Genomic DNA, 21,810 nt, shown 5'->3' with positions numbered 1-21,810 from the left:
GCCTCAATCCATGACGACGGTTGCCTCAGCAGGCAGCTGTCCATGCCCAATACCCGCTGTCTTCTAGCCAATCGATGTCCACCGCCAACTTGCTTGTCAGCCAGCCGTTCCTGCCCGACCTGTGTCCGATCACCGCAGCAGTCGAATCGCTGGCCAATGCGGGAGGTGTGGATGAACGGGGGGCCATCTTCACCCGTCGCGAGGTGGTGGATTTCATTCTGGATCTCTGTGGCTACACGACGGACAAGCCGCTGCATCGGCACGGTCTGCTGGAGCCCTCTTTTGGCGACGGGGACTTCCTGTTGCCAGCGATCGACAGATTGCTGGAGGTTTGGAGCAGGGGCGGGACCACTGGCGATCCCATCCAGGATCTGGGTCACTGCATCCGGGGCGTCGAGCTGCATCGGTCCACTTTTCGGCGGACCCGAGCCGTCATCGTGGCGCGACTGGTCAATGCCGGTATCGGTGCCGACAAGGCTGACGAGCTGGCCGATGTCTGGCTGATTCATGGTGACTTCCTGTTGGCCGAGTTGCCCGCCAGCTTCGACTGGGTGATCGGCAACCCGCCTTATGTGCGCCAGGAGCTGGTTCCTCCCGTGCTGATGGCCGAGTACCGACGGCGTTACACGACGATTTACGACCGGGCTGATCTCTATGTGCCGTTCATCGAGCGGGGCCTGAGGCTACTGGCTGCTGGCGGGGTGCTGGGATTCATCTGCGCCGACCGCTGGATGAAGAACCGGTATGGCGCGAAGCTGCGCGCCCTGGTGGCGGCTCAATACCACCTCCGGGCTTATGTCGATATGACCGACACCCCCGCCTTCCAGGTGGATGTGATCGCCTATCCGGCCATTACCGTGGTGGCGCGCGAGCGAGGCCGGATCACTCGGGTCGCGCATCGTCCTGTCATCGAAGCACAGGCGCTGAAAGAGCTGACCAGACACCTGACCGAGCCCAAGCTGGCGGAAGATTGCCACTTGGTGCGCGAGATAGCCAGCGTCACGGATAGAACGGAACCCTGGATCCTGGACAGCACGGATCGGATGGACTTGCTGCGCCGCCTGGAACGTGAATTTCCCGTGCTGGAGGAGACAGGCTGCAAGGTCGGGATCGGGGTGGCCACCGGTGCCGACAAGGCTTTCATCGGCCCATACGATGAGCTCGATGTCGAGGACGATCGCAAGCTGCCACTGGTCATGACCCGCGACATCACGAGCGGTCATGTCGTCTGGCGTGGCCAGGGTGTCATCAACCCGTTCAACGATGGACCGGGGTCTGGCCTGGTGGCACTCGAAGACTATCCGCGACTCAAGCGCTACCTGGAGGATCGCAAGGAGGTGATTGCCCGTCGGCACTGCGCCCAAAAGTCACCGGCTAACTGGTATCGCACGATAGATCGCATCACCTCGTCGCTGACCAGCCGGCCCAAGCTGCTGATTCCCGATATCAAGGGTGAGGCCCAGATCGTCTACGACGAGGGCAGGTTCTACCCGCACCACAACCTCTACTTCGTGACCGCCGAGGAATGGGAGCTGCGTGCCTTGCAAGCCGTCCTGCTGTCGGACATCACAAGGCTGTTCGTGACCAGTTACTCGACCAAGATGCGTGGGGGCTTTCTGCGCTTCCAGGCGCAGTACTTGCGCCGTATCCGATTGCCCTACTGGAAAAACGTCTCCGCCAGGCTGAGGCGGGATCTCCAGCTAGCCGCCGAGACCTTGGATCTCACCGCATGCAACCAAGCGGCTTTCGAGCTTTATGGGCTCACGGCAGGCGAGCTAGCCTCCCTGGGTGATAATGATTCCTGATATGGCACTAAAGCTTTGCAACTACGAGAAGAAAGCCGCCGCTGCGGTGAAGGCCTTTTGGGGTTTCATTCAGTTACTGTAAAACCTGCTCAATTCTTATCTTTCATGCTCATACCTGCTCACGCACTGTAGCGGCATGACGAGAAGAACCGCAGGCCTGTTCAAGCCGTGCGGGTTCGTGCCAGAATTATCCCCCCATGCTGATCGCGCACCAGATTGCTCTCGATCCGAACAACGCACAGGCCACCTATCTGGCCCGCGCGGCGGGCGTGGCGCGCTTCGCCTACAACTGGGCGTTGGCCGAGTGGAAACGCCAGTACGAGGCCCACAAGCTGGATCTGACGCTACCCAAGCCCTCCCAAGCCGCGCTGCGCCGCCAACTCAACGCCGTCAAGCGCGAGCAGTTTCCCTGGATGCTCGAAGTCACCAAGAACGCGCCGCAGATGGCCATCATCCAGCTGGGTCAGGCGTTCCAGAACTTCTTCGCCGGCCGCGCCAAGTACCCGCAGTTTCGCAAGAAAGGCCAGCACGACCGCTTCAGTCTCAGCAATGACCAGTTCAGTCTCGACGATTCACGCATCCGCATCCCCAACCTGGGCTGGGTACGGATGCGCGAGACGTTGCGCTTCGCGGGCAAGATCCTGTCAGCCACGGTTTCGTGCGTGGCGGACCGCTGGTTGGTCAGTATCACCGTGGACACCCAGGACAATTCACACCTACCCCAGGCCGAAAACGAGCCCCAAGACGAAAACCAAGTCAAAGGCGAGTTTCGGCGTAGCCAAGACCAAGGTGCGGTCGGTGTGGATCTGGGAGTCAAGGCGTTGGCGACACTCTCGACGGGGGAAAGCATCCCTGGCCCCAAGCCGCACCAGGCGCTGCTGAACCGCTTGCGCCGGCTATCGAGGAGTCTGTCGCGCAAGCAGAAGGGTTCAGCCAATAGAAAGAAGGCCAAGGCCAGGCTGGCGAAGTTGCATGCCCGCATCGCCAACATCCGCTCGGACGCGCTACATCAGCTCACGACGGACCTCACGCGCCGCTTCCACACCATCGGCATCGAAGACCTGAACGTCAAGGGCATGGTCAGGAACCGCAGCCTGGCCCGGTCGATCGCCGACATGGGATTCTTCGAGTTCCGGCGGCAACTGGACTACAAGGCGGCGATGCGCGGCGGGCAGGTGATCGTGGCAGATCGCTGGTATCCCAGCAGCAAGACCTGTTCGGGCTGCGGGCACCGGCTCGATGAACTGCCGCTGTCGGCGCGCGAGTGGACTTGTCCGCACTGCGGTGCGAACCACGACCGCGACGTGAACGCGGCGATTAATTTGAGAAATCTGGCGGTGAGTTCCACCGTGTCAGCCTGTGGAGAGGAAGGCTCTGGCCGCCGTCGCAAGACGGGGGCGAAACCGGCCTCGGCGAAGCAGGAAGTCAGCTTTGTTCATGTTTGTACATGAATGAGCAAGTCTGACGGAACGGCAACTGGTCGCGGCGATCGAGCTCAAGAGCCAGGTCGGTCCCTCGTTCGGCAACAACTTCAACAACCGGACGGAAGAGGCCATCGGGACCGCGCATGACCTGTGGACGGCCTACCGTGAAGGGGCGTTTGGTCAGCAGCCACGGCCGTTCGTGGGCTGGCTGATGCTGGTGGAGGATGCTGAAGGTTCGCGCAACCCAGTGCGTGATCGGTCATCCCATTTCCCCGTGTTCAAGGCTTTCGAGGGCGCCTCCTACCTCAAGCGCTACGACGTGCTGTGCCAGCGGATGATGCAGGAGCAGCTCTACAGCGCTGCCACGGTGATGACCGCAACCCGAGAGGCGTGTGAAACAGGAGTCTATGGACAGCAGTCCGACCTGACAAGTTTGAAGAATTTCATTGCCAGCCTGGCGGGGCATGTCGCGACCGAAGCCGCAAGGCTTTCGTGACGGTCCGGCAGGGCCTGAAATGGCATGATCCTGTTTCACGTGAAACAGCCCTGCCCAGCCGAGGCCTTGCGGCACCCAAGGCCAACGAATCAACGTCGATTGAGCAGGCGCCGATCAGCTGCCGGGCAGGCCGATGTGCGCCCGCAGCAGCCCGGCAACAGATTGGGCATGGGTGAGTGGAGCCATGTGTCCGGCCTCGGGCACCTCGGCGCGGCGGCCCAGCGGTGCATTGGCGGCGATCAGCTCGCAGACCACCCGCTCGGGCTTCTGCGTCGTCTGGCCATGGATCACCAGTGTTGGGCAGGCCAGTCGCCGGATGTCGCTCAACCTGGTCGGGTTGGACGCCTGTGCGCCGTAAACCCGCAGCAGGGCAGGCGTCTTCTTCTTGATCGCCTGTCGCGTCGTCTCGGGCAGCTCATGCCAGGGCGGAACATGGCTGCAGTAGGCGTCGAAGAACAGCGCCCAGGCTGTGTCCGGGTCGCCCTCGGTGACGGCGCACCTGAAATCCTCCATGACCTGCTGGAAATCGCGCCACAGATCGTCGCGCCCGGTTTCCTGCAGCAACTGGTACGCCCCAGGCTCAATCAAGGTCAGCGTGCGAACGCATTCGGGATGGGCCGTGGCCAGTCGCAGGGCCGCGCCACCGCCGAAAGAATGACCCACCAGGTGCAGCGGGCCGTTTTGTCGCAACAGTGGTGACAGCAGGCGCGCCACGTCGTCGTAGTCCATCTCGCGCTCCTGGGTCCAGGAGGAGGTGGCCCCGCAGTCGTAGAGGTCGGGGGCCAGCAGTCGGACGCCGTCGCCGAGTGCGTCGCCCAGCGCCGTCCATTGCGCACCCGTGTTGCCTGCGCTGTGCAGCAGCAACACGGTTTCTCCTGCCCCGCGTTCGCGGACATGCAGGCTGACGCCATCAACATCTAGAGTGGGCATAGTTTCAGGGTTCCACGAGCATTTTTCAGGCGATGCGCAACCGCAATCGCGACAGGTCGGTTTCAAGGATAGCAAAGCCGCCGGTCGTCATCGTCGCTTCATGGCCGGCTGCCCGTCCTAATTCGCCACCCCCACAGGCTCGGCGGCAAGCCGCTGTTTCACGTGAAACCAGGCCGGGGCGCAGATCCAGGCAGGAAATGGAGCGGGTCGCTAAAATCGCGGCTGTCCTTCCCGGGAGCGCAGGCTCCGACTTACTCCATTCCCCATGCTATATCCCCAGGAATTCGATGTCATCGTCGTCGGCGGCGGCCATGCCGGCACCGAGGCCGCGCTTGCTGCCGCGCGCATGGGCTGCCAGACCCTGCTGCTGAGCCACAACATCGAGACGCTGGGGGCGATGAGCTGCAACCCCTCGATCGGTGGCATCGGCAAGGGTCATCTGGTCAAGGAGGTCGACGCGCTCGGCGGCGCGATGGCGCTGGCGACCGACGAGAGCGGCATCCAGTTCCGCATCCTCAACGGCAGCAAGGGGCCGGCGGTGCGCGCGACCCGGGCCCAGGCCGACCGCATCCTGTACAAGGCCGCGATCCGCCGCCGGCTGGAGAACCAGCCGAACCTGACGCTGTTCCAGCAGGCGGTCGATGACCTGATGGTCGAGGGCGATCGCGTGGTCGGCGCGGTGACGCAGATCGGCATCCGCTTTCGCGCCCGCACCGTGGTGCTGACGGCCGGCACTTTCCTCGACGGCAAGATCCATGTCGGGCTGGAAAACCATGCCGGTGGCCGCGCTGGCGACCCGCCGTCGGTCAGCCTGTCGGCGCGGCTGAAGGAGCTGAAGCTGCCGCAGGGCCGGCTCAAGACCGGCACGCCGCCGCGCCTGGACGGCCGCACCATCGACTTCAGCCAGTGCACCGAGCAGCCGGGCGACGGCATGCCGGGCTCCGGCACGACCGAGCAGCCGGTGCCGGTGTTCAGCTTCATGGGCCATGCGTCGATGCACCCGCAGCAACTGCCCTGCTGGATCACGCACACCAACGAACGCACGCACGAGATCATCCGCAGCGGCTTCGACCGCAGCCCGATGTTCACCGGCAAGATCGAGGGCGTCGGCCCGCGCTACTGCCCGAGCGTCGAGGACAAGATCAACCGCTTCGCCGACAAGGACAGCCACCAGATCTTCCTCGAACCCGAGGGCCTGACCACCCACGAGTTCTACCCCAACGGCATCAGCACCAGCCTGCCGTTCGACATCCAGCTCGCGCTGGTGCGCTCCATCAAGGGCCTGGAGCACTGCAACATCCTGCGCCCGGGCTACGCGATCGAGTATGACTACTTCGATCCGCGCGAGCTCAAGTCCAGCTTCGAGACCAGGCAGATCAACGGCCTGTTCTTCGCCGGCCAGATCAACGGCACCACCGGCTACGAGGAGGCCGCCGCCCAAGGTCTGTTCGCCGGCCTGAACGCGGCGCTGCAGGTGCGCGGCGAGGGCCCATGGTGCCCGCAGCGCGACGAGGCCTACCTCGGCGTGCTGGTCGACGATTTGATCACCAAGGGCGTGACCGAGCCCTACCGCATGTTCACCAGCCGGGCCGAGTTCCGCCTGCAGCTGCGCGAGGACAACGCCGACATGCGCCTGACCGAAGCCGGGCGCCGGCTGGGCCTGGTCGATGACGCGCGCTGGGACGCCTTCAACCGCAAGCGCGACGCGGTTTCACGTGAAACAGAGCGCCTGAAATCGACCTGGGCCAACCCGGCCACGCTGTCGGCGGCCGAGGCCGAGCGGGTGCTGGGCAAGGCGATCGACCACGAGTACAAGCTGTTCGACCTGCTGCGCCGCCCCGGCGTGGGCTACGCCGAGCTGATGGCGATGGAAGCGGGCCGCTTTGCCGCCAAGGGCAAGGACGGCGCGCCGGCTCCTGTTTCACGTGAAACATTGGCCGAGCAGTACGAGGCGGTGGTCGAGCAGGTCGAGATCGCGGCCAAGTATGCGGGCTATATCGAGCGCCAGAAGGACGAAGTCGAGCGCGCCGCCTATTACGAGCACCTCAAGCTGCCGGCCGAGCTCGACTACCTGCAGGTCGCCGCGCTCAGCATCGAGGCACGCCAAAAGCTCGCCAAGCACCGGCCCGAGACCCTGGGCCAGGCCTCGCGGATTTCGGGCATCACGCCGGCCAGCATCTCGCTGCTGCTGATCCATCTCAAACGCGGCAAGTTCAAGGGCTTCGCCGAACTGCCCGCTGTCGCAGCGGAGAAAGGCGAGGTGCAGGCATGAGCGCGCATCCGCTGGAAGCCGGCCTGCGCGCCGGCATCGAGGCCCTGGGTCTGGAACTGAACGACGAGCAGGTCGGCAAGCTGCTGTCCTATCTGGACTGGGTCGCCAAGTGGAACAAGGTCTACAACCTGACCGCGCTGCGCGACCCGCAGGAGATGCTGACCCACCACCTGCTCGACAGCCTGGCGGCGGTCGCGCCGCTGCGGCGCCAGCTCGCGGCCATGGGGCTGGACCAGCCGCGCCTGCTCGACGTCGGCTCCGGCGCCGGTCTGCCGGGCGCGGTGTTCGCCATCGTCTGCCCCGAGCTCGATGTCAGCTGCGTCGACACCGTGGCCAAGAAGGCGCTGTTCATCCAGCAGATCGCGGCCGCCTTGCGTCTGCCCAATCTGCACGGCCTGCACGCCCGGGTGGAGAATCTCAAGCAGCAATGGGATGTGGTGAGCTCGCGCGCCTTCGCCTCGCTGCTCGACTTCACCAACTGGTCGCGCCAGGCCTTGGCGCCGCATGGTGTCTGGCTGGCGATGAAGGGCAGGCATCCGGCCGACGAGATCGCCGCGCTGACAGCCGAGCTTGAACTGTTTCACGTGGAACAGTTGCAGGTGCCGGGGCTGGACGCCGAGCGCTGCATCGTCTGGATCAGGCCCAAGGCGGCCTGAGCGTCCGCCACTGCCAGCCAGCCTCTGGTCGCGGGCCACGGCTGGCCGGCAAAGCCCTTAAACTCGGCTGCAACAGCAGGCCCGCGCCACCAGCCGCGCCGGGCCTTTTCCCTGCAATTTCCTGTTTTTCGCTAGCCCCACCATGGCCAAGATCTTTTGCATTGCCAATCAAAAGGGCGGCGTCGGCAAGACCACCACCTGCGTCAACCTCGCCGCCGGCTTGGCCAGGATCGGTCAGCGCGTGCTGCTGGTCGACCTCGACCCGCAGGGCAATGCGACCATGGGCTCGGGGGTCGACAAGCGCGCCCTGGCGCTGAGCATCTATGACGTGCTGCTCGGCGAGGCGACGGTCGCCGAGGCGGTGGTCGCTGCCGAGGCCTGCGGCTACCGCGTGCTGGGTGCCAACCGCGAGCTGGCCGGCGCCGAGATCGAGCTGGTCGGACTGGACCAGCGCGAGCAGCGCCTCAAGCAGGCGCTGGCGGCAGTGGCGGCCGACCACGACTTCGTGCTGATCGACTGTCCGCCCTCGCTGAGCCTGCTGACGCTCAACGGCCTGTGCGCCGCCAACGGGGTGATCGTGCCGATGCAGTGCGAGTATTTCGCGCTTGAAGGCGTGTCCGATCTGGTCAACACCATCAAGCAGGTGCGCGCCAACCTGAACCGCGAGCTCAAGATCATCGGCCTGTTGCGCGTGATGTTCGACGCCCGCACCATGCTGCAGAAGCAGGTCAGCGACCAGCTGTTCGAGCATTTCGGCGACGAGGTGTTCCAGACCGTGATCCCGCGCAACGTGCGCCTGGCCGAGGCGCCGAGCTACGGCCTGCCGGGCGTGGTGTTCGATCCGTCCGCCAAGGGCAGCAAGGCCTTCGTCGAGTTCGCGCGCGAGATGGTCGAGCGCATCCAGACTCTCTGAGTGAGGTTTCACGTGAAACAGGTCAAGCTTGAAGCCGCGCCGCGGGTGCTGATCCTGCCGGGCTGGCAGGGCAGCGGTCCCACCCACTGGCAGAGCCGCTGGGAGGCGCTGCATGGCCATGCCCGCGTCGAGCAGCACGACTGGCAGCAGCCGCGCCGTGGCGACTGGCTGGCAAGGCTGGACGAGACCGTGATCGACAGCGAGCGGCCGGTGCTGCTGGTCGCGCACAGCCTGGGCTGCATCCTGGTCGCGGCCTGGGCCAGGTTCTCGCGTCACACGTACAAGGTGCGCGGCGCGCTGCTGGTCGCGCCGGGCGATGTCGAGCAGCCCGATCTGGCGCCAGCGCTGCCGGGCTGGGTGCCGATCCTGCGCGATCCGCTGCCTTTTCCGAGCCTGCTGGTCGCGAGCCGGGATGACCCTCGCTGCCGCTTCGAGCGTGCCGAGCAGTTCGCGCAAGCCTGGGGCAGCCGCCTGATCGACGCCGGTGCGCGTGGTCACCTCAATGCCGATTCCGGCCTGGGCGACTGGCCCGAAGGCCACGCGCTGCTGCAGCCCTGGCTGACCGGCGGCGCCTGAAACAGGACAGATCCTCATGGCGACAAAGAAATTCAAGGGACTCGGCCGTGGCCTGGAGGCGCTGCTCGGTCCCAAGCTCGACGACAGCACCAGCCTGGATGCCGCCAGCGGAGACCTGCCGAGCCAGCTGCCACTGACCGATCTGGTGCCGGGCAGCTACCAGCCGCGCACCCGCATGGACGAGGGCGCGCTCTACGAGCTGGCCGAGAGCATCAAGGCGCAGGGCATCATGCAGCCGATCCTGGTGCGTCCGCTCGCAGCGGACGAGGGTGAGCGTCGCCTCGCGGCCTGGCTGGCGCAGCAGGGGTTGCCGCTTGTTCCACGTGGAACCCGTCCGGTCTACGAGATCATCGCGGGCGAGCGGCGCTTTCGCGCCTCGCGCCTGGCGGGGCTGGAGAACGTGCCGGTGCTGGTGCGCGACGTGCCCGACGAGGCCGCCGCCGCGATGGCGCTGATCGAGAACATGCAGCGCGAGGACCTCAATCCGCTCGAAGAGGCGCAGGGCCTGCTGCGCCTGGTCAACGAGTTCGGCCTGACGCACGAGCAGGCGGCTCAGGCCGTCGGCCGCTCGCGCAGCGCCGCCAGCAACCTGCTGCGCCTCTTGAACCTGGCCGATCCGGTCCAGACCATGCTGATGGCGGGCGACCTCGACATGGGGCATGCGCGCGCGTTGCTGGGGCTGGACCGTGCGCTCCAGATCACGACCGCCCAGCAGATCGTCGCGCGCGACCTGTCGGTGCGCGAAGCCGAGAGCCTGGCCCGCAAGATCGGTGGCACGCAGGCTGTATCGGCGCCCAAGGTCAAGCCAGCCAAGTCGCGCGACGTGAGCCGGGTCGAGGAGGAGCTGTCCGATCTGCTGACGGCCGCCGTCAAGGTCCGGGTCAAGAAACATGTCAAGCGCCACGGCCAGGTCGAGCAGATGGGCGAGCTCGCCATCCAGTTCGGCTCGCTCGAAGAACTCAACGGACTGATCGACCGCTTGCGCAGCCTGGCAGGCTGAAGTCGACGCTGCGCGTGGCGATCTGGCTCCAATCTGGGAAAATGCCGGTTGAGTCCGCTTTCCCTTTCCTCAAGCACAGAACTTCCATGACACTCCCGTCCGCTCCTGCCCGCTGGCTGGGCATCCTGGCATTCTGCTTTCTTTCCGACGTCGGCGCGCAGACGCTGCCGCCCGATCCTGGGCTGGAAACCTTCACCGAGACGCCGGGGCGACTGGCGGCATCGCCGCGCCGCTTCGAGCAGGTCTGGGACGTGGTCGAACTGATGGGGCAGCCGATGTTGAGCGACAGCCAGCGCCCGGCGCGCGTGGTGCTGCGGCCGCAGGGTGGCCTGATGGTGGACGGCGGTTGCAACTATTTCTCGGGCCGTGTCGAGCGCGATGCGCAGGGCCTGTTCCGCGTCTCCAAGTACGGTGGCACGCACGCGGGTTGCGAGAAGCCGCCTCGTTCCGAGGCCCTGCTGAATTCGGCGCTGATGATGGTCGACGGTTACCGCTGGGACCGTGGCCTGGTGCTGCGCAGCGGCGGCAACGACCTGGTCAGGTTGCAGCCCAGCGCCCACCAGACGAGCCAGGACATCGAGCAGGCACTGGCGAGCCGTTCGGTACCGGCTCCGGCAGCAACGCAACCGGCGCAACCGGCGCGCGCGGTGGCGTCTGGAGCAGCCGAAAAGAATTGTCGGCCGGTCAAGGTCGCCAAGTCCAAGAAGGCTGGTGCCAAGGGCAGCAAGGCGGCCAGGGCGGCCAAGGCCAAGGCAAGCAAGACGGTCTGCAAGCCCGTCGCGGGGGTCGGCAAGCACAAGACCCTGAAATCGACTGGAAAGACCAGGCTGACCGGCAAGTCCAAGGCTTCGAAGGCTGGCAAGGCCAAGGCGGTTTCCAGGACCAAGGCCGCTTCCAGGGCCAAGGCCAAGGCGGCCGCCAGGCACGGCAAGCACAAGCGCTGATCGATACCGGAGCAAACCGACATGGGCAACCGACTCACTCAAATCGCCACCCGTACCGGCGATGCCGGCACCACCGGCCTGGGCAACAACCACCGCGTCAGCAAGAACAGCCTGCGCGTGCATGCGATGGGCGATGTCGACGAGCTCAACTCGCACATCGGCCTGCTGCTGTGCGAGGAGATGCCAGCCGACCTGCGCGCGCTCTTGGTCGAGATCCAGCACCAGCTGTTCAACCTCGGCGGCGAGCTCAGCATTCCGGGCTACGAGCTGCTCAAGGCCGAGGCCGTGCTCGCGCTCGACGAGGCACTGGCGCGCTACAACGAGCAGCTGCCGCGCCTGGTCGAGTTCATCCTGCCGGCCGGCAACCGCGCCGCCGCCCAGGCCCATGTCTGCCGCACCGTGGCGCGCCGGGCCGAGCGCCAGGTGGTCGCGCTCGGCAACGAGGAGGCGATCAACGAGGCGCCGCGCCAGTACCTGAACCGTCTGAGCGACCTGATGTTCGTGCTCGCGCGCGTGCTCAACCGCATGCACGGCGGCGATGACATCTACTGGAAGAGCGAGCGGCTGCGGCAGGCCGGTACGGTCTGATGAGGCCCAGACCGACGTCCGTCCAAGCGGCTGGCAATCTGTTGCAGACATCGGCCCGACTGCTTTTCTGGCTGCTGCTGGTCGCCGTCATCGTCCTGTCCCTGTCGCCCGCGGCCTACCTGCCGCCGCAGGCTTTCAGCCTGTGGGACAAGGCACAGCATGCGCTGGGCTTTGCAGCACTGGGCCTGCTGGGTGGCCTGGCCTACCCCAGCCGGATGCGCCTGCTGTCCGCCTGCCTGCTGGCCTTTGGTGGCGCGATTGAGCTGGCTCAGGCCGCCACCGGCTGGCGTTCCGGCGACTGGGCCGACTGGCTGGCCGATGCCATCGGGCTGACCGTGGGCCTGACGCTGGCGGCGCTCGTCCTGCGTTTGCGCGCGCGCTGAGTCATCCGCTGCGCTGCTGCCAGAAGCCCGGCTGGCCGTAGCGCTGCTTGAGGAAATCCACCCACAGCCGCACGCGCAGCGGCAGATGCTTGCGTTGCGGGAACACCGCGTAGATGCCGTTGGGCGCTGCCGCGTAGTCGTCGAGCAGCGTGATCAGCCTGCCTTCCGCGATGTCGGATTCGACCTCCCAGAGGCTGCGCCAGGCGATGCCGTGGCCGGCCAGGCACCAGGCGTGCAGCACCTGGCCGTCGCTGCAGTCCAGCGGCCCGCCCGGTCGCAAGTGGATCAGCTCGCGCGGCTTGCCGTCGCGCCCGGGCAGCTCGAACGCCCAGCCGCGCGTCTGCGAGGCGTCCGATGACAGCACCAGGCAGTCGAAGCGCGCCAGGTCCTGCGGGTGCCGTGGCCGACCGTGGCGCTGCAGGTAGCGCGGCGCCGCCACGCAGAGCCGCCGGTTGTCGGCCAGCCGCACGCTGACCAGCGACGAGTCGGGCAGGTCGCCGACGCGCACCGCGCAGTCGTAACCCTCGGCGGCCAGGTCGATCACGCGGTCGGCCAGGTTGAGCGAGATCGTGAGCTCGGGGTGCAGCTCGCGAAACAGCGGCAGCAGTGGCGCGACATGACGCCGCCCGAAGCCCGCCGGCGCGGTCAGCCGCAGCCGGCCGCTGGCGCGCGCGCCGCCCGCGCTCACGCTGGCCTCGGCATTGGCGATCTCGGCCAGCAGGCGCTGGCAATCCTCCAGGTAGGCGCTGCCCTCGTGCGTCAACGTGATGCGTCGCGTCGTGCGCAGCATCAGCTTGACGCCCAGCTTTTCCTCCAGCAGGTCGAGCCGGCGCCCGACCACGGCTGGCACCACCTCCTCGGCGCGCGCGGCCGCGGCCAGGCTGCCGCGCAGCGCGACCGCGACGAAGGTTTCCATGGCCTTGAGCTTGTCCATTGCCGCCTGTTGCTTAGCTAATTTTTATTGTCGAGTCTGTGGATAATTTTGTTGATTATGTAATAAAAGGTCACGAGTGAAATGGCAAACTGCACTCGAATTGAGGTCTTCCATTCGCATACAGTGGGGCTGTGGACAAGCCGGCAACAACGCTGCTGGTTTGCCGGCCGAAACCTTCTTCAGGACTTGAAAATGAACGCACGCTCGAACACAACCGCACGCATCGCCATCCACCGCCTGCAGGTGGCCCAGGAACTGCATCAGTTCATCGAAGACCAGGTGCTGCCTGGCACCGGCATCGAGTCCGCCCGCTTCTGGGCCGGCTTCGACGCCATCGTCGCCGACCTGGCGCCCAGGAACATCGCCCTGCTGGCCGAGCGTGACCGCCTGCAGGCCGAACTCGACGCCTGGCACCGTGCCCATCCGGGTCCGATCGCCGACATGCCGGCCTACCGCGCCTTCCTGCAGCAGATCGGCTACCTGGTGCCGCAGCCCGCCGCCGCCCAGGTCACGACCGCCAACGTCGATGCCGAGCTGGCCACCCAGGCCGGCCCGCAGCTGGTGGTGCCGATCAGCAACGCGCGCTACGCGCTCAACGCCGCCAACGCGCGCTGGGGCAGCCTGTACGACGCGCTCTATGGCACTGATGCCATTCCCGAAATCGACGGCGCCCAGAAGGGCAAGGGCTACAACCCGGTGCGCGGCGCCAAGGTGATCGCCTTCGCGCGCAATTTCCTTGACCAGTCCGCTCCGCTGGCCGTCGGCTCGCACCACGACTCGACCGGCTACGCCGTCGTCAATGGCGCGCTGCGGGTCACGCTCAAGGACGGCAGCGTCAGCGGCCTGAAGGCCCCGGCCCAGCTGGCTGGCTACCAGGGCGACGCCGCCGCGCCGAAGTCGCTGCTGTTCACGCACAACGGCATCCATTTCGACCTGATCATCGACCGCGGCACGCCGATCGGCGCCAGCGACGCCGCCGGCGTCAGCGACCTGGTGATGGAGGCCGCGCTCTCGACCATCCTGGATCTGGAGGACTCGGTGGCGGCGGTGGATGCCGAGGACAAGGTGCTGGGCTATCACAACTGGCTCGGCATCCTGAAGGGCACGCTGACCGAGTCCTTCGAGAAGGGCGGCCAGATGCTGACCCGTGGCCTCAACCCGGACCGCGTCTACACGGCACCGAATGGTGGCGAGGTCCGTCTGCACGGCCGCAGCCTGATGTTCGTGCGCAACGTCGGCCACCTGATGACCAACCCGGCCATCCTCTGGACCGCAACCGATGGCAGCGTCAAGGAGATCCCGGAAGGCATCATGGACGCGGTGGTCACGACCACGATCGCGCTGCATGACCTGCAAGGCCATGGCGCCCACGGCATCCGCAACAGCCGCACCGGCAGCGTCTACATCGTCAAGCCCAAGATGCATGGCCCGGCCGAGGTCGGCTTCGCGGCCGAGCTGTTCACGCGCGTCGAGCAGCTGCTCGGTCTGCCCGACAGCACCGTCAAGCTCGGCATCATGGACGAGGAGCGCCGCACCAGCGTCAACCTCAAGGCCTGCATCGCCGCCGCCGCCAGCCGCGTCGCCTTCATCAACACCGGCTTCCTCGACCGCACCGGCGACGAGATGCACACCGCCATGCTGGCCGGCCCGATGATGCGCAAGGGCGAGATCAAGTCCAGCGCCTGGATCGCCGCCTACGAGCGCCGCAACGTGCTGATCGGCCTGCAATGCGGCCTGCGCGGCAAGGCGCAGATCGGCAAGGGCATGTGGGCGATGCCGGACCTGATGGCCGAGATGCTCAAGCAGAAGGTCGGCCACCCCAAGGCCGGCGCCAACACCGCCTGGGTGCCCAGCCCGACCGGCGCCACCCTGCACGCGCTGCACTACCACCAGGTCAGCGTGGCCGAGGTGCAGCGGCAGATCGAGGCCAGCGGCGACACCGACAACGCCCAGCTCGCCGAGCAGCTGATGACCGACCTGCTGACCATCCCCGTGGTGGCCGAGGCCCAGTGGAGCGCCGAGGAGCGCCAGCAGGAGATCGACAACAACGCACAGGGCATCCTGGGCTATGTGGTGCGCTGGGTCGACCAGGGCGTGGGCTGCTCCAAGGTGCCCGACATCAACGACATCGGCCTGATGGAAGACCGCGCCACGCTGCGCATCTCCAGCCAGCATATCTGCAACTGGCTGCGGCACGGCGTGGTGAGCGAAGCCCAGGTGCGCGATACCTTCGCCCGCATGGCCGCCAAGGTCGACCAGCAGAACGCGGGTGACCCGGCCTACCAGAGCCTGGTCGCCAACCCCGAAGGCGCGGCCTACCAGGCGGCGCTGGAGCTGGTGTTCAAGGGCAAGGAGCAGCCCAGCGGCTACACCGAGCCGCTGCTGCACGCCTGGCGCCTGAAGGTCAAGACCGCTGCCGCCTGATTCCGGCGCGGTCCTGAAGCGAACGACGGCGCCTGCGGGCGCCGTTTTTTTCCAGCGGCCAGAATCCGGTCATGAAACGGCCCCTTATCCTGTTCGGCGCCTTCGACCGCCACAACTTCGGCGACCTGTTGCTGGCGCGGGTCGCCTCCGCCTTGCTGCCGGGGCGCGAGCTGCATTTCGCCGGTCTGGCCGCTCGCGACCTCCGGCCCTGGGGCGGGCCGCTGACGCGCGCGCTGCCCGAGCTGCTGGCCGAACGCGCGCCGCGCCGGCCCGATCTGCTGCATGTCGGCGGCGAGATCCTCGACTGCAGCGCCTGGCAGGCCGCCGTGATGCTGCTGGCGCCGGATCAGGCGCAGGCCACGATCGCCTATCTGGAGCCGCGTCCAGCCGAGCGGACCGCCTGGGTGGAGCGGGTCACTGGCGGCCAGGCGCTCGCGCCCTATGTCGCCTCCCGCGCGCACTTGCCTGCGCTGCACCGTACATTCTTTGCCGGCGTGGGCGGTGTCGGGCTGGACCGGGCGCCGTCGGCCCAACGCACCGAGGTGCTGGCGGCCTTGCGCGCGGCAGCCTTCGTCTCGGTGCGCGACCGCGTCACGCGGGCGACCCTGCTTGACGCCGGCATCCCGGCCCGGCTGTTGCCCGATCCGGCGGTGCTGGTGGTCCGGCTGTTTGGTGACCTGATCCAGCATCAGGCCGGGGCGGGCGAGCTGGCCGCGCTGCGCGGGGCTTTCCCGCATGGCTACCTGGCCCTGCAGATCAGCGCCGAGTTCGCCGACGACGCCTGCCTGGCCGCGCTCGCGGCAGCGCTGCGGGCCGTGCTGTCCGCTGCCGGCCTGGGTCTGGTGCTGTTCCGCGCCGGCCTCGCGCCCTGGCATGATGACCTCGGCGTGCTGCAACGGCTGGCGGCCCGGTTACCGGCCGCTTCGGTGCGGATCATGGCCTCGGCCCATCTGTGGGACATTTGCGGGCTGATCTCGTGCAGCCGGGGCTATGCTGGCAGCAGCCTGCATGGCCGCATTGTCGCCACCGCTTGCGGCCTGCCGCGCCTGAGCCTGGTTCCGTCTGCCGACAGCGCCCAGTCCACCAAGCTGGCCGCCTATCTACGGAGCTGGGAGTTGCCCGGGCTGCCGCTCTGTGTCTTGCCTGCCGGGCTGGCGCAGACCCTGTGGCAGGCGCTGTCGGTCGATGCCCATGCGCTGCAGCGGCGGGCCGAAAGTCTGGCGACCAGCTGCCGGACGGGTCTGGCCGATCTGCAAGGATGGCTGGGGTTGCGGGACCCGGATCAGGCGGCCTGAGAGGCTGTTTTCAGCAACAATAAAACAGCAAGCTGGCCGAAAATTTCAATGCCTGTCCCGGACTTGCTCAATTTTAATCAATAAGTGACGTAAAAAAGTTACGTAAAAATGTAATGAGACGCTCATGGCGCTGCCGCAACATGGGCCACTTAAGATAGGCGCGGTCATGTACAAGGAAAGATGGATCGTCGTATGGAAGTGAAGGATTTGCGCGAATTTGATGAGGACCAGGAGCACCCGGAGCGCGAGCGCGCCGCCAAGCGCAGCACCTGGGTCAGCGTCGCGGTCAACCTGGTGCTGACCGTGGCGCAGGTGGTGGTCGGCGTGATGGCGGCCTCGCAGGCGCTGGTGGCCGATGGCATCCACTCGCTGTCCGACCTGGCGGCCGATTTCGTCGTGCTGCTGGCGCTCAAGCACAGCCGCAAGGCGCCTGACGCCGATCATCCCTACGGACACCAGCGCTACGAGAACGCCGCCTCGCTGGTCGTGGGCGCGCTGCTGCTGGCGGTCGGTGTCGGCATGCTGTGGTCGGCCGGCGCCAAGCTGATGGCGCCCGCTTCAGTTGCCTCCGTGAACCCGATCGCGCTCTGGGTGGCGCTGTTCACGCTGGTGGCCAAGGAGGGCCTGTTCCGCTACATGCTGGCCGTCGCCCAGCGCGTGCGCTCCAGCCTGCTGGTCGCCAACGCCTGGCATGCGCGCTCGGACGCCGCTTCCTCGCTGGTGGTCGCGGTCGGCATCGGCGGCAACCTGCTGGGCTTCGGCCTGCTCGATCCGATCGCGGCGCTGGTCGTCGGCCTGATGGTGGTCAAGATGGGGTGGGATTTCGTCTGGGACGCGCTGCACGACCTGACCGACCGCGCGGCCTCCGAGGAAGAGACCCACGCGATCGAGCAGGAGATCCGAGCGGTGCCTGGCGTCCAGGGGGTGCATGATCTGCGCACGCGCAAGACCGGCGACATGATCCTGATCGACGTCCACCTCGAGATCGATGGCGCCCTCAGCGTGCGCGAGGGCCACGCGATCGCCGACGAAGTGCATGCGCGCGTGATGGCGCGCCACCCTGTCCTCAACGTCCTGACCCATGTAGACCCGGTCTGAGCCGCTGGTCACTCCAAACCCACATTTGCCACAATACCCGTCATGACTTCCCACCCCGCCCCCTATCCCCTGTCCCGTCCGCGCCGCCTGCGCCGCGACGTCTTCACCCGCAACCTGGTGCGCGAGCACCATCTGACGGTGCATGACCTGATCTATCCGGTGTTCGTGCTCGAAGGCGAGGGCCGGCGCGAGGCGGTGGCCTCCATGCCGGGCGTCGAGCGCCTGAGCCTGGACCTGCTGCTGCCGGTGGCGCATGAATGCGTGGAGCTGGGCATTCCGGTGATGGCGCTGTTCCCGGTGATCGATCCGGCGCTCAAGACCCCCGACGGCCGCGAGGCCTGGAACCCCAACGGCCTGATCCCGAACGTGATCCACGAGCTCAAGTCGCGCGTGCCCAACCTCGGCATCATGACCGACGTCGCGCTCGACCCCTATACCAGCCACGGCCAGGACGGCCTGCTCGACGACCAGCACTACATCGTCAACGACGCCACGGTCGAGGTGCTGGTGCGCCAGGCGCTGACCCAGGCGGCCGCCGGCGTCGACATCGTCGCGCCGTCCGACATGATGGACGGCCGCATCGGCGCGATCCGCCAGGCGCTGGAAGCACGCGGCCATGTGCATACCCGCATCATGGCCTACAGCGCCAAGTACGCCAGCGCCTTCTACGGCCCGTTCCGCGACGCGGTCGGCAGCGCAGCCAACCTCGGCAAGGCCGACAAGAAGGTCTACCAGATGGACCCGGGCAACACCGACGAGGCGCTGCGCGAGGTCGCGCTCGACCTGGCCGAGGGCGCCGACATGGTGATGGTCAAGCCCGGCATGCCCTATCTCGACATCGTGCGCCGGGTCAAGGACGAGTTCAAGGTGCCGACCTTCGCCTATCAGGTCAGCGGCGAGTACGCGATGCTCAAGGCCGCCGCGCAGAACGGCTGGCTCGACCACGATGCCGTCATGATGGAGTCGCTGCTGGCCTTCAAGCGCGCCGGCGCCGACGGCGTGCTGACCTATTTCGCCCGCGACGCCGCCCGCCTGCTGCGCCAGCAGGACTGACCCGGCCGTTTCGCCGCATGCGCGTCTTCCATCTCGCCGAGCTCAGCATCCGTGAATCCGCCGCCCTGCCGGCGGTCCTGCCTGAGCACGGCTTTGTCTGGATCGCGCTGGGGCGGCGCGAATTCGAGTCGATGCAGGCCGAGGTCCAGGCCTGCCTGCAGCAGCTGTGCGGCAGCGCGCTGGTCGACCTGCATTTGTCCGACCTGCTCAACAACCAGCTGCCCTCGCATTACGACTACACCGCGCAGTACGACCTGCTGGTGTTTCGCCGGCTGGCGCAGGGGCGTGACGACATCGATACCGAGGCCGAGGCCCCCAGCCAATCGCCCGGGCGCGTGCCACGCCGTGGCGGCCCGCCGGTGCTGCGCCGCATCGACACCAGCCCGGTCGGGTTCGCGTTGTTCGACCATTTGCTGCTGACCGTGCATCCGGCCGATTGCGCCGTGCGCGACGGCTATGCCGCGCGCCTGCTGGCCCTGACCGCCAGTGGCCAGGCCGAGGTCGCCGAGCCGGGACGCAGCGCGGCCATGCGCTTCATGCCCACCAGCAGCGGCGACCTGATGCTGCGCCTGGTCAACCAGATGGTCGACGGCTACCTTGAGCTGCGGCGCGAGCTGACGCGCCAGCTCGATCACTGGCAGGCCGAATTGCTGAGCCCGAAGTCCCGCTTCAACAACTGGAGCAGTCTGCTGCAGGCGCGGCTGGCGCTGCACCAGCTCGACGAGATCTGCGAGGACCAGCGCAGCGCGATCCAGGACTGGATCGAGGCGCTCAACAGCTGGCAGCCCAATGGCGGCGGCCAGCGCGAGCTCGACCTGCTCCGGGTGCGCAGCCGCGACGTGCTGGAGCATATCGAACGGGTGGTCCACCATGTGCGCCGCCTGGAGCAGAGCGCCGAGGTCGCGGTGCAGATGCATTTCAATGCCCAGGGCCACCGCACCAACGAGATCATGCGCATCCTGACGGTGCTGACCGCCATCTTCCTGCCGCTGAACCTGATCGCGGGCATCTTCGGCATGAATTTCGACTTCATCCCGCTGCTGCATCTGCAGGCGGGCTTCTGGTGGGCGATGACCGCGATGGGCGTGATCGCCGTCAGCCTGGCTTTCTATTTCTGGCGCAAGCGCTTCCTGGAGCACCGTACTTGAACACTGACATCGCCCGGGCCGCGCGGGACGTTCTGCGAGAGGTCTTCGGCTACTCGGCTTTCCGTGGCCCGCAGGCCGATATCGTCGAGCAGGTGGCCGCTGGCGGCGACGCGCTGGTGCTGATGCCCACCGGCGGCGGCAAGTCGCTTTGCTACCAGGTGCCGGCGATACTGCGCCAGCGCGCGGGGCAGGGCGTGACCATCGTGGTGTCGCCGCTGATCGCGCTGATGCACGATCAGGTCGGCGCGCTGCTGGAGGCCGGCGTCAGCGCGGCCTACCTCAACTCCAGCCTGAGCCCGGAGCGGGCAGCCGAGATCGAGCGCCAGCTGCAGCGCGGCGAGATCACGCTGCTCTACGCCGCGCCCGAACGCCTGACGACCGCGCGCTTCATGGCGCAGCTGCAGGCGCTCTACGCGAGCGGCCTGCTGAGCCTGTTCGCGATCGACGAGGCCCATTGCGTGAGCCAGTGGGGCCACGACTTCCGGCCCGACTATCGCGGCCTGGCCACGCTGCACGAGCGCTTCCCCGACGTGCCGCGCGTCGCGCTGACCGCGACCGCCGATGCGCTGACGCGCGCCGACATCGTGCATCACCTGCGGCTGGAGCAGGCGCGCCATTTCGTCTCCAGCTTCGACCGGCCCAACATCCGTTACACCATCGTCGAGAAGAAGGACAGCCTGCAGCAGCTGCAGCGCTTCATCCGCAACGAGCACATGGGGGCCAGCGGGCACGACGCTGGCGTGGTCTATTGCCAGTCGCGCCGCAAGGTCGAGGATGTCGCGGCCCAGCTCGCCGCCGCCGGCCTCAACGCGCTGCCCTATCACGCCGGCCTCGATCCGGCCACGCGTCAGCGGCACCAGGACCGCTTCCTGCGCGAGGAGGGCCTCATCATGGTCGCGACGGTGGCCTTCGGCATGGGCATCGACAAGCCCGACGTGCGCTTCGTCGCCCATGTGGACATGCCCAAGAACATCGAGGGCTACTATCAGGAGACGGGACGCGCCGGCCGCGACGGCGAGCCGGCCGATGCCTGGATGGCCTACGGCCTGCAGGACGTGGTCAACCAGCGCCGCATGATCGACGAGAGCCCGGCGGCGGAGGAATTCAAGCAGGTGCTGCGCGGCAAGCTCGAGGCGCTGCTGGCGCTGGCCGAGGCCACCGACTGCCGCCGCGTGCGGTTGCTGGCCTATTTCGGCGAGAAGTCCCAGCCCTGCGGCAACTGCGACAACTGCCTGCATCCGCCGCAGACCTGGAACGCGACCGAGGCCGCGCGCAAGCTGCTGTCCTGCATCTACCGGGTGCAGCAGGCCGGAGGCGCGGCCTTTGGCGCCGGCCACCTGATCGACATCCTGCGCGGCAAGAAGACCGAGAAGGTCGAGCAGCATGGCCACGCGGGCTTGAGCACCTTCGGCATCGGCGCCGACCTGGGCGAGAGCGAGTGGCGCAGCATCGCGCGCCAGCTGATCGCGCGCGAGGCGATCCGGGTCGATGCCGAGCATTTCAACACCCTGCGCCTGGGCGAGGCGGCGCGCGCCATCCTCAAGGGCGAGGAGCAGGTCTTCGTGCGGGTGCAGAGCGCGGCGCCCGCGCGCAGCCGCAGCGCGGCGCGCCAGCGCGTGGTCGCCGCCGAGGCCAACCTGACGCTGGCGGCGCGCGAGACCCTGGCCGCGCTCAAGGCCTGGCGCGCCCAGGTCGCGCGCGAGCACAACCTGCCGGCCTACATCATCTTCAACGACGCCACCCTGCGCGCCATCGCCGAGCAGCAGCCGCAGCGCCTGTCAGAGCTCGAAGGCATTCCGGGCCTGGGGCAGAAGAAGCTCGAGGCCTATGGGGCGGAGGTGCTGCGGGTGGTGAGGGGCTGAGGCGGGAAG

General features: G+C 67.1%; 19 protein-coding genes. 17 read left to right on the top strand and 2 right to left on the bottom strand.

Annotated features, from left to right (window positions below):
* Positions 1-74 precede the first annotated feature (74 nt).
* From PHR85_RS10285 to PHR85_RS10275, 3 genes are all read left to right on the top strand, one after another.
* A complete protein-coding gene (locus PHR85_RS10285; RefSeq protein WP_300053906.1) occupies positions 75-1,805 on the top strand; it encodes an Eco57I restriction-modification methylase domain-containing protein in 1,731 nt (576 codons plus the stop codon).
* A 197-nt stretch (positions 1,806-2,002) separates the two neighbouring features.
* On the top strand, positions 2,003-3,256 hold the full coding sequence (locus PHR85_RS10280) for an RNA-guided endonuclease TnpB family protein (RefSeq protein ID WP_300053902.1): 1,254 nt from the start codon (positions 2,003-2,005) through the stop codon (positions 3,254-3,256).
* Positions 3,257-3,266: 10 nt separating this feature from the next.
* Complete coding sequence (locus tag PHR85_RS10275) at positions 3,267-3,725, top strand: PaeR7I family type II restriction endonuclease (protein WP_300053953.1); 459 nt, start codon at positions 3,267-3,269, stop codon at positions 3,723-3,725.
* A 114-nt stretch (positions 3,726-3,839) separates the two neighbouring features.
* On the opposite strand, the gene PHR85_RS10270 is transcribed toward PHR85_RS10275, so the two are convergent.
* A complete protein-coding gene (locus PHR85_RS10270) occupies positions 3,840-4,655 on the bottom strand; it encodes an alpha/beta hydrolase (protein ID WP_300053899.1) in 816 nt (271 codons plus the stop codon).
* A gap of 265 nt (positions 4,656-4,920) precedes the next feature.
* Between PHR85_RS10270 and mnmG the strand changes: the two genes are divergently transcribed.
* From mnmG to PHR85_RS10230, 8 genes are all read left to right on the top strand, one after another.
* Positions 4,921-6,927 carry a tRNA uridine-5-carboxymethylaminomethyl(34) synthesis enzyme MnmG gene (gene mnmG, locus PHR85_RS10265; protein ID WP_300053896.1) on the top strand — a complete coding sequence of 669 codons (2,007 nt, stop codon included), beginning with the start codon at positions 4,921-4,923 and terminating at the stop codon, positions 6,925-6,927.
* Positions 6,924-7,583 (top strand): 16S rRNA (guanine(527)-N(7))-methyltransferase RsmG, encoded by a 660-nt coding sequence (gene rsmG / locus PHR85_RS10260; RefSeq protein ID WP_300053894.1) that lies wholly within the window; start codon positions 6,924-6,926, stop codon positions 7,581-7,583. Before mnmG ends, rsmG begins: the two co-directional genes overlap by 4 nt.
* 142 nt (positions 7,584-7,725) lie before the next feature.
* Positions 7,726-8,496, top strand: a complete 771-nt coding sequence (locus tag PHR85_RS10255; protein WP_300053891.1) for a ParA family protein — start codon at positions 7,726-7,728, stop codon at positions 8,494-8,496.
* Positions 8,497-8,508: 12 nt separating this feature from the next.
* Positions 8,509-9,072: an alpha/beta fold hydrolase gene (locus PHR85_RS10250; RefSeq protein ID WP_300053888.1), complete on the top strand. Its 564-nt coding sequence runs from the start codon at positions 8,509-8,511 to the stop codon at positions 9,070-9,072.
* A gap of 16 nt (positions 9,073-9,088) precedes the next feature.
* Positions 9,089-10,072, top strand: a complete 984-nt coding sequence (locus PHR85_RS10245; RefSeq protein ID WP_300053885.1) for a ParB/RepB/Spo0J family partition protein — start codon at positions 9,089-9,091, stop codon at positions 10,070-10,072.
* Between the two features lie 86 nt (positions 10,073-10,158).
* Positions 10,159-11,016, top strand: coding sequence for an META domain-containing protein (locus PHR85_RS10240; RefSeq protein ID WP_300053882.1), 858 nt, complete (start codon positions 10,159-10,161; stop codon positions 11,014-11,016).
* A 21-nt stretch (positions 11,017-11,037) separates the two neighbouring features.
* Positions 11,038-11,604 carry a cob(I)yrinic acid a,c-diamide adenosyltransferase gene (locus tag PHR85_RS10235; protein ID WP_300053879.1) on the top strand — a complete coding sequence of 189 codons (567 nt, stop codon included), beginning with the start codon at positions 11,038-11,040 and terminating at the stop codon, positions 11,602-11,604.
* A 41-nt stretch (positions 11,605-11,645) separates the two neighbouring features.
* Positions 11,646-11,987 carry a VanZ family protein gene (locus tag PHR85_RS10230; protein ID WP_300053877.1) on the top strand — a complete coding sequence of 114 codons (342 nt, stop codon included), beginning with the start codon at positions 11,646-11,648 and terminating at the stop codon, positions 11,985-11,987.
* A 1-nt stretch (position 11,988) separates the two neighbouring features.
* Here the strand turns inward: PHR85_RS10230 and PHR85_RS10225 are convergent, their stop codons facing one another.
* Positions 11,989-12,921 (bottom strand): LysR substrate-binding domain-containing protein, encoded by a 933-nt coding sequence (locus PHR85_RS10225; RefSeq protein WP_300053875.1) that lies wholly within the window; start codon positions 12,919-12,921, stop codon positions 11,989-11,991.
* A gap of 192 nt (positions 12,922-13,113) precedes the next feature.
* Here PHR85_RS10225 and PHR85_RS10220 point away from each other — a divergent pair, with 192 nt between their 5' ends.
* The 6 genes from PHR85_RS10220 (at position 13,114) to recQ (ending at position 21,801) form a co-directional block, all read left to right on the top strand.
* Positions 13,114-15,345, top strand: coding sequence for a malate synthase G (locus PHR85_RS10220; protein ID WP_300053872.1), 2,232 nt, complete (start codon positions 13,114-13,116; stop codon positions 15,343-15,345).
* 71 nt (positions 15,346-15,416) lie between these two features.
* The gene (locus tag PHR85_RS10215; RefSeq protein ID WP_300053870.1) at positions 15,417-16,640 is read left to right on the top strand and encodes a polysaccharide pyruvyl transferase family protein; all 1,224 of its coding nucleotides are present in this window, start codon (positions 15,417-15,419) and stop codon (positions 16,638-16,640) included.
* A 192-nt stretch (positions 16,641-16,832) separates the two neighbouring features.
* The gene (locus PHR85_RS10210; RefSeq protein WP_300053869.1) at positions 16,833-17,738 is read left to right on the top strand and encodes a cation diffusion facilitator family transporter; all 906 of its coding nucleotides are present in this window, start codon (positions 16,833-16,835) and stop codon (positions 17,736-17,738) included.
* Positions 17,739-17,780: 42 nt separating this feature from the next.
* Positions 17,781-18,791, top strand: a complete 1,011-nt coding sequence (gene hemB / locus PHR85_RS10205; RefSeq protein WP_300053866.1) for a porphobilinogen synthase — start codon at positions 17,781-17,783, stop codon at positions 18,789-18,791.
* 17 nt (positions 18,792-18,808) lie between these two features.
* A complete protein-coding gene (locus PHR85_RS10200) occupies positions 18,809-19,939 on the top strand; it encodes a magnesium transporter CorA family protein (protein WP_300053862.1) in 1,131 nt (376 codons plus the stop codon).
* Positions 19,936-21,801, top strand: a complete 1,866-nt coding sequence (gene recQ, locus PHR85_RS10195) for a DNA helicase RecQ (protein ID WP_300053860.1) — start codon at positions 19,936-19,938, stop codon at positions 21,799-21,801. The genes PHR85_RS10200 and recQ overlap by 4 nt, the downstream gene beginning before the upstream one ends.
* The last annotated feature ends 9 nt before the right edge of the window (positions 21,802-21,810 follow it).

The sequence above is a fragment of the Malikia sp. genome (assembly GCF_028687635.1).
GTDB lineage: Bacteria > Pseudomonadota > Gammaproteobacteria > Burkholderiales > Burkholderiaceae_C > Malikia.
Note: the sequence above shows the minus strand (reverse complement) of the source record. Positions and strands in the feature narration are given on the sequence as shown.

Excerpts from the sequence above, each read along its gene's own strand:
- PHR85_RS10285 (WP_300053906.1), top strand. The coding sequence starts at position 75 with ATGTCCACCGCCAACTTGCTTGTCAGCCAGCCGTTCCTGCCCGACCTG.
- PHR85_RS10280 (WP_300053902.1), top strand. The coding sequence starts at position 2,003 with ATGCTGATCGCGCACCAGATTGCTCTCGATCCGAACAACGCACAGGCC.
- PHR85_RS10270 (WP_300053899.1), bottom strand. The coding sequence starts at position 4,655 with ATGCCCACTCTAGATGTTGATGGCGTCAGCCTGCATGTCCGCGAACGC.
- mnmG (WP_300053896.1), top strand. The coding sequence starts at position 4,921 with ATGCTATATCCCCAGGAATTCGATGTCATCGTCGTCGGCGGCGGCCAT.
- rsmG (WP_300053894.1), top strand. The coding sequence starts at position 6,924 with ATGAGCGCGCATCCGCTGGAAGCCGGCCTGCGCGCCGGCATCGAGGCC.
- PHR85_RS10255 (WP_300053891.1), top strand. The coding sequence starts at position 7,726 with ATGGCCAAGATCTTTTGCATTGCCAATCAAAAGGGCGGCGTCGGCAAG.
- PHR85_RS10245 (WP_300053885.1), top strand. The coding sequence starts at position 9,089 with ATGGCGACAAAGAAATTCAAGGGACTCGGCCGTGGCCTGGAGGCGCTG.
- PHR85_RS10240 (WP_300053882.1), top strand. The coding sequence starts at position 10,159 with ATGACACTCCCGTCCGCTCCTGCCCGCTGGCTGGGCATCCTGGCATTC.
- PHR85_RS10235 (WP_300053879.1), top strand. The coding sequence starts at position 11,038 with ATGGGCAACCGACTCACTCAAATCGCCACCCGTACCGGCGATGCCGGC.
- PHR85_RS10225 (WP_300053875.1), bottom strand. The coding sequence starts at position 12,921 with ATGGACAAGCTCAAGGCCATGGAAACCTTCGTCGCGGTCGCGCTGCGC.
- PHR85_RS10220 (WP_300053872.1), top strand. The coding sequence starts at position 13,114 with ATGAACGCACGCTCGAACACAACCGCACGCATCGCCATCCACCGCCTG.
- PHR85_RS10215 (WP_300053870.1), top strand. The coding sequence starts at position 15,417 with ATGAAACGGCCCCTTATCCTGTTCGGCGCCTTCGACCGCCACAACTTC.
- PHR85_RS10210 (WP_300053869.1), top strand. The coding sequence starts at position 16,833 with ATGGAAGTGAAGGATTTGCGCGAATTTGATGAGGACCAGGAGCACCCG.
- hemB (WP_300053866.1), top strand. The coding sequence starts at position 17,781 with ATGACTTCCCACCCCGCCCCCTATCCCCTGTCCCGTCCGCGCCGCCTG.
- PHR85_RS10200 (WP_300053862.1), top strand. The coding sequence starts at position 18,809 with ATGCGCGTCTTCCATCTCGCCGAGCTCAGCATCCGTGAATCCGCCGCC.